The organism is Lactococcus sp. FSL K6-0773 (assembly GCF_038006485.1).
GTDB classification, from domain to species: domain Bacteria; phylum Bacillota; class Bacilli; order Lactobacillales; family Streptococcaceae; genus Lactococcus; species Lactococcus lactis.
The window spans coordinates 1903656-1916454 of record NZ_JBBOVF010000001.1 but is presented as its reverse complement, the minus strand read 5'-3'; the positions used below and the strand labels follow the sequence as shown (position 1 = coordinate 1916454).

Sequence of the window (12799 nt, the reverse complement as noted above, 5' to 3'; positions counted from 1 at the left end):
AAATTTGAACTAGTTTGGCATCAAGAATGTTACACCAGACGCACTTACAGTGCGTTCATGTCCCCACCAAGTTGTACCATATCCACCTTCTTTAATGGTAATTGTACCATTTGAGTTAACTGATTTTACAATAGCAACATGACCGTAAGGTGAATTTGCATATCCAACAAAATCAGCTGAGAAGCTTGATGCGATAACACCAGGTGCAGCTCCTACAACATGGAGTACACCTTGGGCAGGACCATTAGTTGCCCATTGCCCACCATTACCTGGCATGATATTTCTGATATAGATTCCTTGTGCAGCAAAGTATTGCCATACATAGTCAGTACATCCACCACCAGCATAAGGATTAGCAATTGGTGTGCTATTAATACCTGATGAACTTGAACCACCAGTATTACCAGTACCAGCAGCATTATTGTTACCAGTATTTGTACTTCCACCACCATTAGAGCTATTAGAGCTTGATGAATTGCTACTTGAGCTGCTTGAATTTGATGATGTATTATTGCTACTTGTGTTTGAACTTGATGAACTTGATTGTGAAGCTTGACTAGATGAAACAGTTGAAGTTGCTTCTTCTACCGCTTTAGTTGTTGCTGCTGTAGAAGCTGCCTGAGCTTTAGCGGCCTCTTTTTGTTGTGCTTCATAAGCTGCTTGTTTTTTAGCTGCTTCTTGAGCTGCTTTTTCTGCGGCTGCTTTTTCATCTAATAAAGATTGTTTTTTATCTTGCGCAGTAGCAATTGTTGCTTGATAATTCAAAGTAGCAACTTTAAGTTCAGCTTGTTGTGAAGTCAACTCTTGAGCTTGAGAATCTAAACTTTGTGAAAGAGAAACGAACTGGTTATAGTTCTTTTTAACAGTTTCTGATTTTTGACTAAGTTCTTTTTGCTCTTTTTCTTGTTGTTCCAACATTTGTTTGTTGGCACTAGAAACTGTAGCAATTGCTGTTACTTTTTGAATAACATCTGTCAAAGATTTTGAATTAACAACAGCATCCATATAGTTTGTTGCTGAGCTGTTAACTTGAGCACTACGTGCTTGAGCTTCCAATGTCTTTGTACGTTCTGCGATACTTTCATTCAATGTTGCAATTTGTGCATTAAGCGCTTTTGCTTCACTTTCGATTTTAGCAATTTGAGCTTTTGTGCTTGCTTGTTTTTGTTGTAAGCTATCAACTTTTGATTGTAAGCTATCAACTTGTGCTTGGGCTTGAGCCTTTGCAGACTGCGCACTTGAAATTGTCGCATCTTGTTTAGCAATATCTGAATTTGTGTCAGCGTAGACCCCTGACAACGGTGCTGCAGCAGAGAGTACCACTGTAGACATTAAAATAGCTGAGATAATCTTTTTTTTCATAACTGTAATTTTTTAATTTTTCCTCCCATTAAGTTCGGTTGAATAAACATATTATACTATTCCTACCCGCCCAAAATATTTCTTTATGGTTACAAAACGCTTTCTAATTGTATCTTCCGTGACTTTTCTTTAATCTGTAAAAGATTTCTAAAGGAAATTGCAAGGCTACAGCCAAGATAATATTAAGCAAAAGTGTAGGCGCTAGCTGGTAAACAACAAAATTAATAAAGTTTAAATGTGCAAATCCAAAAGCTACCATAATGATTGCACTAAAAACTTCAAAAGCCGTCACAATAATAATTGTTGTAAATAACCGTGTCCAGCGATTAGTAAATATGGTTATCTGTATATTATATATAAAAAGAGCAATAAGTGGGAACAATAAGGTCGCAATTCCATAAATCCCTAGATAATAACTATCATATATTGCCCCCAAAACTGCCGCTAAGATGATAATATAGCTTGGTCTGTGCTGAGTGACACTGTACATCAGAAATATCAAAAATAAATGACTCACTGGTACCCACGTCCCGCTGCTAACCCCCGTTAATATATGGGTAATTTGACCGTCCAAAATCATTAGTAAAAAAAGAATAATTGGACTAAAAAATTGAAATGTAAATCGACTCACTACTTAATTCCTTATATTCTAGTTGGTTTTAACAAATTAATGCTTTATTTCCATAAGCAAAATAATAATTAATACTTATCTAGCAAAAACTACTGACCGTCAATTTTGCTTTTGACCACAAAGACGAATCTAATATCATAGAGATTTGTTTCTGGTTTGATATAAACCATTTTACCAAGGCCATCACTATCTTGCTTTTCACCGATAACCTTTCCTATAAGTAAACCACTTGGTGTTCCACCTTGACTACCAGAATTCGTTCCAAGACCACTAGTAAAAACGGAATCTCCATTTTTAAATTTCCCTTGTGAGTCGATATTTTTAACTACATAAGCCTCTTGTTGGGAATCATAGCTGCTCAAAATGCCATAAATAGGTGAGCCGTCACTTTCAATTCTTACAGGAATTTTATTATCAATTCCTTTAGAAGAACTTAAAAGTGCAACTTTTGAACTATTTTTATTCACTTGAGTTACTCGACCAACAACGCCACCATTTGCCATAACAATCATACCTGTTGTCAAGCCATCCTTACTACCGCTATCAATCACTAGTGTATCATTCCATGAAGAAGGCTCACGAGTAATCACATTTGCAGCAACCGTTTGATAATCAGTTAAAGTTTCTTGGAGTTTCAAAGCTTTTTTCAACTCTTTATTTTCTGACTCAAGGCCGCTTAATTTATTATCATCATCTTTTGACTTTGCCAATTGTGTTTTTAAACTTTGGTTTTGTTGGTAGGTATCCATCAGATTCGACAATTCATTAGCCTTGTCTTGAACAAAGTGGATAGGTGCCACAAGTACTCTGTCAACAAAACTTGTCCCATCATTAATGGTTTGAGTCATTGCTGACGGATTACGGTTAGACTTAAAATTTTTGGCAGAGATAAAAATTGCTGACATCGCTGCAATAATGATAATGAGTGCAATAATAATAAGCTTACTTAAGTTAATTTTTTTCACTATTCTATGTTCCCTTCGGTAATATGTTTCAAACTCTCTAAATTAAATTTGAAAGCTCTGTGATTTCACATAGCCCTTTGCATAAGCAAAAGCAATTCTTATATCGTTTATCTCTTTGAACTAATCTTCACTTTCAATCCGATAGTCGTATAAGTTCTTCTTACTCGTACCTTATTTTATCAAATTTGACAGAATTTTGATAGAATAGTAGTAATAAATTTCTGTAAGCGGTTTTTAACTATTTTAAAATAGTTATGTTTATCATAATAATCAGTATTGGGGAGAATTTTTTATGAATCATATTCCAGTTTTCGGTGAAAAAAATGAAGAGAAAAATTATCAGGCAAGATATGGTGTCTATTCGATTGTCGCAAGAGAGAATAAAGAAATTTGTCTCGTTCAGGCACCCAATGGAGCTTATTTTCTTCCTGGAGGGGAAATTGAAGCGGGTGAAGATCAAGAAAAAGCACTTCATCGTGAACTCATGGAAGAGTTAGGAGCTACCGCTGAAATTGGAGAATTTTTAGGGCAAGCAGATGAATATTTTTATAGTTCGCATCGTGATAAATATTATTATAATCCCGCCTATATTTATAATACTAAGAATGTCCGCTTTGATTCCAAACCTCTCGAAGATTTTAACCATATTAGCTGGTTTGACCCAGAAACAGCTATTAGTAAACTCAAACGTGGCTCTCATAAATGGGGAGTTCAAGAGTGGTTAAAGAAATAAAAAATCGTCTGATTGACGATTTTTTATTTACTTATTTATTATTCTTACGCCTTCGTTGCCAGCAACAATCACTTTTTTAACCATGTTATTAAAGAGGCCGTGTTCAACAACTCCAACCATTAAATCAAGCTCTTCAGCAAGTTTTTCTGGTTCTTTAATTTGAGAGATATGAAGGTCAATAATAAAGTGATGCATATCCGTTATCAATCTCTCGTTTTCCTCATTTAGACGCCAAGTTGGAGCATAGCCAGCCGCTTCGAATTTTTTAAAAACTTGTTGTGAGCCATAAGGAATAACTTCTACAGGAATTTTAAAGGATCCTAGATTTTCTGATAATTTACTTTCATCAACAATCCAAATATAGTCTTTTGAGTAGGTTGCAACAATTTTTTCCATTAGAAGTGCTGCTCCACCACCTTTAATACCATTTAGTGAAGAATCAATTTCATCTGCGCCATCAACTGTTAAATCAACATAATCTACTTCGTCAATAGAGGCTAAAGGAATTCCAAGAGCTCTGGCTTGGCTACTTGTTACATTGGACGTTGTTACACCCGTAATTTCCAATTGTTCTTCGGCAATTCTTCGACCCAATTCTTCGACAAAATAGGCTGCTGTTGACCCAGTTCCTAAACCAACGACCATTCCCGATTTAACAAATTCAGCAGCTTTTATGCCGACTTGTTTTTTTAAATTATCCATTTTACCTCCTTGAATACTTTGATATCATGCTGACCTAATTATAACAAAAAAGCTACCTAAAGTAGCTTTTTTATCTGTTTATATTAACTAATATATTCTTCCAAATATTGAGGATTATAAATCATGATCTTATTATCAATCACATCAATTACTTTCTCATCCTTTAAATCGTGGAGAATACGATTGACACTGTTTCTTGTAGAAATACCACAGAATCCTGCAATATCCTCATTAGTAACTGTGAAATCAATCAAAATTCCATCTTTCTTACGAATGCCAAAATCATCAATTAAACTATGGAGACAAGCACAAACTGCTCCTTTTTTACCATTAATTGTCATTTTTTGAAGAATTTCTAAATTAAGTGCCAATCTTCTTTTATAAAAATCATCAACAACTCTAAATAAATTTAAATCTTCGCGCACCCAATCCCAAAAATCACTCCGCGAAATTTTATAAAAATTAGCCGTTGGAGATTCCACTCTGACATTAAATAATGCTGAGATTCCATCATTTTGTTTTTCTTCCAATAAAGAAACAAAATCTGGCTGCGCAACATACGCGATATTAAATTCACGACCATCTCTTAAAATATTGCTAATCTTCGCTACACCATCTTTAAGGACATAGATATATTCTGACTCAATTCCTTGATACATAATATAGCTATGCTTTTTACGTGTTACGACACTGACTTTTTTTTGCTCTAGTGTATTGATTAGATATTCAATGTTTACGTTTGCCATTTCTTCCATCTTATTAAAACTCATCTACTCGCTAATTTGTTCATTTATTCGCCTATATAAGGCTGTAGCCATTTCATTATATCATTTTTTATGTAAATCATTAAAATCAAACTTTAGAACTTGATTTTTGATGTTTACCATGAATGAGATAGTATATAATCCAAACAATTACAACTGCGGGAGCACTGTAAAGATACAAATTTCTGAAACCAAGCATACCATTTCCAAGCATTGGAATAATTGCTCCAAGAACAATAGGTCCTCCACCAACACCTAAATCTAAAAATCCAAAGAAGGTAGAAGTTGCAACACCGATACGGTCTTTACTTGAATCACGAATAGCAATTGCTTGACCAAATGGTGCAACACCACCGTAACCAAGACCGAAGGCTCCACCAGCAATTAATAAGACAACAAAGCCAATAGCTGGGCTGAAGAAACCGGCTAAGCCAACAAGAAGCATTGCCACTGCAAAGAAAATAAATGTTGGATTGAAAATCCAGTTATCCCCTTTAGTATCGAATAAACGACCTGTGAATGGACGTGAAACAAAGATTAACACGGCATACATCGTGAAGAATAATGATCCCGCAAGTGGAATTTTAAGATCTGTTGAAAATGAACCCATTCCTGTTAAAATAGCTGAGTCAATAAATCCGGCTAAAAAGGCAATAATTGAAATAGGAAGAGCTGATTTTTCAATATATCGTTCAACACCTTTAGGTTCATGCGCCAGGGCATAGGCACGCTCTTCTGCAGAAAATTCTTTGACACGAACAAAGAAAATTAATATGAAGGTAATAACCAACAAACCAAGAGCAATTCCAAGTAAAGAACCAAAACCAAGTGAAGAGTAAATCATGATTGAAAGGGCTGGACCAACTGCAGCTGCCAAGGTAACAGATAAAGCGTAGTAGCCAATTCCTTCACCACGACGTGAAGCAGGGACAACGTGACCTGCAATTGTTCCTGAGGCTGTTGCACCAATCCCAAAACCTGCGCCTTGAATCACTCGAATCAAAAAGAGTAAGGGAATATTAGTTGTCAAATAATAACCAAAAGTTAAAACAAGAAAAATAAGTCCACCAATATAGAGCAATCGCTTCATTCCGATACGTGTGATATTAATACCTGTCCAAACCCGACCAATCAGGGCTCCAATAACAAAAACGCTTGATAAAGAAAGACTAACAACTGTTGATTGATGAAGTTGTTGAAGCGCATAAGTCCCTATTGAGGAGGTTAAGACGTAAAAAACAATATAAAATAAAAAACTAATAAGCGTGTTAATAACGAAAGTAGGAGTAAAAATACTTTCTTTTTTCATGATTTTTTCCATTTCTAAGTAAAAGAGACTCTGCTCTTTTTATGAGTGACTAAGTAAGACTATTATTTTCTAACGATGAGTGTATTGCAAGTGGCATGATTAACAATATAAGATGCAACTGAACCAACAACTACACGCTCTATATAACTAATCCCTGTGGCGCCAATTACAATCAAATCAACATTTTCTTGCTTAGGAATTTTTGTTGCCATTGCTACTTTAGGTGAACCATATTCCAAAAGTGTTCTAACATTTGTTAGTCCTTCATCCAATGCTTCCTTAGCAAATTGTTGCAATAAAAGTTTTGTTCCATTTTCATGCTGTTCTTCGGCAATTGTGTCGTAAGTATTCACGGCAAGAAATGAACGTTTTTCAATAACGTTGGCTAAGATGAGCTCAGCGTCATTGCGTTTAGCAACTCTGACTGCTTCATCAAATGCTTTAAGTGATTCTGCTGAACCATCCATACCAACTAAAATTCTTGAATATTTTTGTTCCATGCTAACTGTCCTTATCTAATTAACCGATAGCTGAGATATTTCTTACTTCAAAAGCAAATTTTCCATCTTCAGTTTTTATAAAACCGTGGTGATTTGAAACAAATTCAATTGCTTCATCCATGTTAACGAAGTCTTGAATGACACTACGTACTTTAGTATCGCCTACATAGTTTGGTGTTGAATTTTCTTCATATGAAGAAAGTCCTTTAAATTCAAATTTCATTTCGAAATTCCTTTCTTAAATAACAATAATTTCTATTTTTGAGAAACGGGAATCTTGTTGTTCTCAAATGTTTTTAAGTTACTCAATTATTTTAAACAAAAGCGATACGAAGCGCGACCACAATTTTTGATACCAAGCATTGACATCCAGTATTGATATTAAGCATTGATACCCATCATTGATAACATTTGTTACTCTTTATATAAAAAAATACTGACAGATTTGTCAGTATTTAATCTTTATTTTTTAATAAGCTTGAGCAGTTTCCATTTCTGACTCTCTTTCTGATTCTTCGACTGAATTGGAAGTAGTGTTCATTCTCTTTTTAGCCGTGGTCATCATTAAGCGGATCCGATTCAATTGATAGACCGCAGAAACTCCTGGGTCATAATCAATGGGAGCGAGATTGGCTCCTGGGTACTGACGACGAAGTTCTTTCATCATTCCTTTACCAACGATATGGTTAGGAAGACAACCAAATGGTTGAAGACAAATGATATTGTTCACCCCTTTTTGCAAGAGTTCAATCATTTCGCCAGTGAGGAACCAACCCTCACCAGTATGATTCCCAATTGAAATCACTTCTTCAGTTGATGCTGCAATATCATAAATTGATTCAATAGAATCAAAGCGTTTTGAGGCTTTCAAGGCTTTATTCATTGGCTTTTCTAACATATTAATAATACCAATGAAAGTTTTAGCCATGAGTTTATTTTTCTTACTAAAGCCAATCTCATCTGCTTTCCAGATTTGATTGTACAAGCTATAGTTCATGAATCCAATTAAATCAAGAACAACTGCTTCGCCGCCCTCTTCTTCAATTATTGACACAATATCATCATTTGCTGTTTTACTATATTTAACCAAAATTTCACCGACAATACCCACTCGTGGTTTTTGAATATCCAAAAGTTCAATTTGGTCAAATTCGGCAACAATTTTTTTCATGTTACGATTAAATTCAAAAATTGATCCAGATTCTACATTTTTCCGAGCTTTTTCTAACCATTTCGCATGTAATTCATTGACAGAACCTTCAGTGGCTTCATATGGTCGAGTACGATAAACGACTCTTTCAAATAAATCTCCATAAAGAACTGCAATCATAAAGCGTGTTAAAAGTGGAACTGTGAATTTAAATCCTTTTTCTGTTCCTTGATTCCCCATTGATAGGGAAACGACAGGTACTTGTGGGAAACCTGCATCAATTAGAGCTTTACGCAATAAAGGAATATAGTTTGTTGCGCGACATCCCCCACCTGTTTGAGTCATCATGACCGAAGTATTATCAAGGTCATACTCTCCTGACTGGAGAGCTTCAATGAGCTGACCTATTGTAATAATCGCTGGATAACATGAGTCATTATTAACAAATTTCAACCCATTATTGACAGAAGTATTGCTTTCTGGTAGAGAAACGACATTATATCCCGCAGCGGTAAAAGCTGTATCTAATAGCCCTTCTTGGTGAATTGGTGACAACATTGGTAAAAGAAGAGTGTGTTTTTTTGCCATTTCTTTTGTGAAAGCTGGTGTTTCTTGTACTAATTCGTGAACTTCGGTGCTTGCTTCAATATTATGACGCACGCGCTCTGAAACTGCTGCTTTCAGACTACGTAAACGAATCCGAACAGCTCCCATGTTTGATCCTTCGTCAATTTTCAAGACGGTATAAAGCTTATTGTGTCCACGCATGATTTCTTCTACTTGGTCTGTCGTTACGGCATCAAGACCACAACCAAAGGAATTAAGTTGAACAAGTTCTAGATTTTTATTTTTACAAACAACATTTGCAGCTGCATAAAGGCGGCTATGGTAAACCCATTGATTAACCACACGCAGACCAGAAACTTCAGCTAAATGACTAATAGAATCCTCAGTCAAAACGTGTAAACCTTCTTGAGTGATGATGTCAGCAATTCCATGATTGATTTCTGGGTCCAAATGATAAGGACGTCCAGCGAGAACAATGGCTTTTTCATTATTTAAATTGATTTGCATGAGCAGCTCTTCTGCTTTAAGGCGCAAATCTTCTTTAAATTTATCCATTTCTTCAAAGCCATGTTGGACAGCAGCTTGTACTTCCGTAAGATTGACAGAAATCCCTTGGGCGGTTAAAGCCTTATGAACATTAACAGCTACTCCTTCCGGATTGGCTAGATTAATGAAAGGATGAAGATAATTAACTTGCCCTTCACGAATTTCATCGATATTATTTTTAAGAACTTCAGGGTAAGATTGCACAATCGGACAGTTGAAATGGTTTTGAGCATTTTTTTGTTCTTCTTGTTCAAAAAGGACAGATGGATAGAAGATATTTGGAACGCCTTGTTTAATCAAAGCCATAATATGTCCATGACTCATTTTGGCTGGATAGCATACCGTATCTGAAGGAATGGTTTCAATTCCCTCTTCAAAGAGTTCTTTATCAGAGCGAGGGCTTAAAACAACACGGAATCCAAGGTCTGTCAGCATCGTGTGCCAAAGCGGATAGTTTTCATACATATTGAGTACACGTGGTATCCCAATTTCTCCTCTGGTTTGTTTTTTCTTGCTTAAGCTATGGTAACGGAAAAGTTTTTTATACTTGTAATCAACTAAGTTAACTTTTTTATCTTTTTTAGCGACTTTAACTTTTGTAGCTTTTTCTGCACCACGTTCGCAACGGTTCCCAGTTACAAACTTATTCCCATCATTGAATACCGTTAGGGTCATTTTACAGTTATTTTCGCAAAGACCACAGACCATAAATTCTTTATGAGTTGTGAATTTTTCTAATTCATCAAGTTTTAGAATTTCTGATTCTTTATTTGCTTCTTGGTTATCTAAGGAAATCAAAGCACAACCGTAAGCTCCCATTAATCCCGCGATACTTGGACGAACCACTTCGCGCTCAGAAATTTTTTCAAAAGCACGTAGAACGGCTTCATTGTAAAAAGTTCCCCCTTGAACAACGATTTTCTTACCAAGTTCTTCTGGACGTTTTACTTTTATAACTTTATAGAGGGCATTTTTAATGACACTGTATGAAAGACCTGCGGAAATATCTCCAACAGTCGCTCCTTCTTTTTGAACTTGTTTTACTTTTGAGTTCATGAAGACGGTACAACGAGAACCCAAGTTAACTGGATGCTCAGCCAAAAGTGCTTTTTGTGAAAATTCACGAACATCATGTTTTAGTGAATGGGCAAAGGTTTCAATGAATGAACCACAACCTGATGAACAAGCTTCATTAAGTTGAATACTTGATAGAGCACCATCACGAATTCGCATAGCTTTCATATCTTGTCCACCAATATCAAGAATGAAATCTACTCCTGGATTGAAATAATCAGCGGCCTTATAATGAGCCATTGTTTCAACTTCACCATAATCAGCATGAAGTCCTGCCTTAATCAGGTGTTCTCCATAACCAGTTACTGTTGATTTTGCAATATAGACGTCTGCTGGAAGTTTAGCATAGACATCTTTTAAAATATTAATGACAGATTCAAGCGGTTCTCCATTGTTGGAACCATAATGGTCATAAAGAATATTTCCTTCATCATCAATAAGAACAACTTTTGTTGTGGTTGAGCCGGCATCAATTCCTAAGAAGGCAGCTCCATGATGTTCAGACAGGTTCTTATAGTTAGCTGTTGCTTTGGCATGACGTGTCCGAAATTCATCAAGTTCTGCTTGATTTTCAAAAAGTTTATCCATTGTATCTTGTGGAATTAAGCTGTCTGAATCATCATTTTCTAAACTATGAATTAAATCAGTTGCTGTTTTCTGACTTGTTTCTTCATAGAGCGCAGCTCCCATTGCCACAAAAAGTTGTGGATTTTCTGGGAAGATAATATTTTCTTCTTTTAAATCCAAGGTTTCGATGAAACGTTTGCGTAATTCACTCATAAAGAAAAGCGGACCGCCTAGAAAGGCTACATTTCCTTTGATTTTTCGTCCACTTGCTAAACCAGCAATGGTTTGATTGACAACGGCTTGAAAAATACTAGCAGCAATATCTTCACGACGCACTCCTTCATTTAACAGCGGTTGAACGTCGGTCTTGGCAAAAACGCCACAGCGTGATGCTATCGGATAGAGTTTTTCGTAGTTTTTAGCTAACTCATTGACACCATTGGCATCAACTTTCAAAAGGGCTGCCATTTGGTCAATGAAAGCACCTGTCCCACCGGCACATGTTCCGTTCATACGTAATTCTTGAGTTCCGTTATCAAAAAATGTCATCTTGGCATCTTCACCACCAAGCTCAATCATCACGTCTGTTTGGGGAATGAATTTTTCAATGGTAATTGATGAAGCGATAACTTCTTGAACAAAAGGAACATCAATGACTTCCGCAAGTCCCATTCCTCCTGAGCCGGTAATGGCTAGTTCTAGATTTAAATCTCCATATTCTTCTATAAAATCTTTGAATACTTTGATGGTTGCTGCTTTCACATCTGAAAAATGGCGCTCATAGCGTGAGAAAATGAGCTTAAAATTTTCGTCAAAAACGACGAGTTTTACTGTGGTTGATCCAACGTCAATCCCTGTTTTATAAATTTGTGTCAAGATGGTCTCCTAGTTATGTGAGAAATATCACTTGAACAAGTCCGCTAAGTTCTTAATATTTTTTTCGGCAAGTTAAATTTGAAATCTAACTTATCTTTTGGAGGCAGAATTTTGATAAAAAGTAATTTAGACGGTCTGTTGCTTATCTTATTATATGTTCATTTTATCATTTGTCATAAGAAAAGCAACCAGCAAAAAGGGCGTGGTTGTCACATAAACGACAATTCAAAACAAGCTGTTGATTATGTTAAAAGACTTTGACATCGAATGACAAAATGTTTTGACTAAATTCTTTAATGACTTTAATCTATTTTTTGATTATAATGGAGTTAAATAGTACAATGTGAAAAATTAGACAAAGCAGTCTATCGGGACTGGGTCTTTTTGAAACTGGAAAGATGGTTTTTTATGGTTAAATCAGATGATTTACGTGTGAAACGAACGAGAAAATTGATTAGTCAGGCTTTTTTTGGTTTGTTACGCAAGAAAAAATTTGAAAAGATTTCAATTCAAGAAATTGCCGATTCAGCCATGATTAATCGGGCAACTTTTTATGCTCATTATGCTGACAAACAAGATTTATATGATAGTTTGATTGACCAATTTTTAGCTAGCTTCACTGGCATTTTAGATGAACAAAATTTGGTTGATGGTAACAATGTTCATGTCAAAGAAATTGAAACTGTCTTGAGTCGTTTCTATGAATTTGTTCGCGATAATCCTGAAATTGCACAAATGATTACTGACAGAGCGCATGATCAACGATTAAAAAATCGATTTCTGGAGATTTTATCTGAACGCTATACCGAGTTATTTGAAAAACTGGAAGTTAGAGAAAAAGATGTTGTGGTTCCCAATGATTTTGTAATTTCTTACATCAGCTCGATTTTGGTGGGAACTTTAGACTGGTGGGTCAGCACTTCTACACAAATGTCTGCTCAAGATTTTGCTCATTTGATTATCAAATTAATTTCTAATGGCCATTTGACCGTCCTTGGGGTCAATATTAATCGCGAAAATTAAAAAAGTTACTGATGAAACTTCTAGGATAGC

The 12799-nt window shown here is 35.7% G+C and carries 11 protein-coding genes; 2 read left to right on the top strand and 9 right to left on the bottom strand.

What is annotated here, in order from left to right:
• Positions 1 to 9: 9 nt before the first annotated feature.
• The 3 genes from MHB61_RS09485 to mreC form a co-directional block, all read right to left on the bottom strand.
• Positions 10 to 1362, bottom strand: coding sequence for a CHAP domain-containing protein (locus MHB61_RS09485; RefSeq protein ID WP_003132015.1), 1353 nt, complete (start codon positions 1360 to 1362; stop codon positions 10 to 12).
• Positions 1363 to 1465: 103 nt separating this feature from the next.
• Positions 1466 to 1993, bottom strand: a complete 528-nt coding sequence (gene mreD / locus MHB61_RS09480; protein WP_014570856.1) for a rod shape-determining protein MreD — start codon at positions 1991 to 1993, stop codon at positions 1466 to 1468.
• 89 nt (positions 1994 to 2082) lie between these two features.
• Positions 2083 to 2958 carry a rod shape-determining protein MreC gene (gene mreC, locus MHB61_RS09475; RefSeq protein ID WP_003132018.1) on the bottom strand — a complete coding sequence of 292 codons (876 nt, stop codon included), beginning with the start codon at positions 2956 to 2958 and terminating at the stop codon, positions 2083 to 2085.
• Positions 2959 to 3250: 292 nt separating this feature from the next.
• On the opposite strand from mreC, the gene MHB61_RS09470 reads away from it, so the two are divergent.
• Positions 3251 to 3691: an NUDIX hydrolase gene (locus tag MHB61_RS09470; RefSeq protein ID WP_003132021.1), complete on the top strand. Its 441-nt coding sequence runs from the start codon at positions 3251 to 3253 to the stop codon at positions 3689 to 3691.
• Between the two features lie 27 nt (positions 3692 to 3718).
• Here MHB61_RS09470 and rpiA read toward each other — a convergent pair whose 3' ends face one another.
• From rpiA to MHB61_RS09440, 6 genes are all read right to left on the bottom strand, one after another.
• Complete coding sequence (gene rpiA, locus MHB61_RS09465) at positions 3719 to 4393, bottom strand: ribose-5-phosphate isomerase RpiA (protein WP_003132023.1); 675 nt, start codon at positions 4391 to 4393, stop codon at positions 3719 to 3721.
• Between the two features lie 83 nt (positions 4394 to 4476).
• Entirely contained in the window at positions 4477 to 5163 is a 687-nt protein-coding gene (locus tag MHB61_RS09460) for a Crp/Fnr family transcriptional regulator (protein WP_012898712.1), read from the bottom strand.
• Positions 5164 to 5245: 82 nt separating this feature from the next.
• A complete protein-coding gene (locus MHB61_RS09455; protein WP_010906404.1) occupies positions 5246 to 6466 on the bottom strand; it encodes an MFS transporter in 1221 nt (406 codons plus the stop codon).
• Between the two features lie 62 nt (positions 6467 to 6528).
• Positions 6529 to 6966 carry a universal stress protein gene (locus tag MHB61_RS09450; protein WP_003132028.1) on the bottom strand — a complete coding sequence of 146 codons (438 nt, stop codon included), beginning with the start codon at positions 6964 to 6966 and terminating at the stop codon, positions 6529 to 6531.
• A gap of 19 nt (positions 6967 to 6985) precedes the next feature.
• Positions 6986 to 7189, bottom strand: coding sequence for a hypothetical protein (locus tag MHB61_RS09445; RefSeq protein WP_003132029.1), 204 nt, complete (start codon positions 7187 to 7189; stop codon positions 6986 to 6988).
• A gap of 246 nt (positions 7190 to 7435) precedes the next feature.
• Entirely contained in the window at positions 7436 to 11737 is a 4302-nt protein-coding gene (locus MHB61_RS09440) for a 2-hydroxyacyl-CoA dehydratase (RefSeq protein ID WP_170959127.1), read from the bottom strand.
• A 417-nt stretch (positions 11738 to 12154) separates the two neighbouring features.
• Between MHB61_RS09440 and MHB61_RS09435 the strand changes: the two genes are divergently transcribed.
• Complete coding sequence (locus MHB61_RS09435) at positions 12155 to 12769, top strand: TetR/AcrR family transcriptional regulator (RefSeq protein WP_003132032.1); 615 nt, start codon at positions 12155 to 12157, stop codon at positions 12767 to 12769.
• The last annotated feature ends 30 nt before the right edge of the window (positions 12770 to 12799 follow it).

Coding starts and splice junctions, on each gene's coding strand:
- MHB61_RS09435 (WP_003132032.1), top strand. CDS start 12,155: ATGGTTAAATCAGATGATTTACGTGTGAAACGAACGAGAAAATTGATT.
- MHB61_RS09450 (WP_003132028.1), bottom strand. CDS start 6,966: ATGGAACAAAAATATTCAAGAATTTTAGTTGGTATGGATGGTTCAGCA.
- MHB61_RS09485 (WP_003132015.1), bottom strand. CDS start 1,362: ATGAAAAAAAAGATTATCTCAGCTATTTTAATGTCTACAGTGGTACTC.
- MHB61_RS09445 (WP_003132029.1), bottom strand. CDS start 7,189: ATGAAATTTGAATTTAAAGGACTTTCTTCATATGAAGAAAATTCAACA.
- MHB61_RS09455 (WP_010906404.1), bottom strand. CDS start 6,466: ATGAAAAAAGAAAGTATTTTTACTCCTACTTTCGTTATTAACACGCTT.
- MHB61_RS09470 (WP_003132021.1), top strand. CDS start 3,251: ATGAATCATATTCCAGTTTTCGGTGAAAAAAATGAAGAGAAAAATTAT.
- MHB61_RS09460 (WP_012898712.1), bottom strand. CDS start 5,163: ATGAGTTTTAATAAGATGGAAGAAATGGCAAACGTAAACATTGAATAT.
- rpiA (WP_003132023.1), bottom strand. CDS start 4,393: ATGGATAATTTAAAAAAACAAGTCGGCATAAAAGCTGCTGAATTTGTT.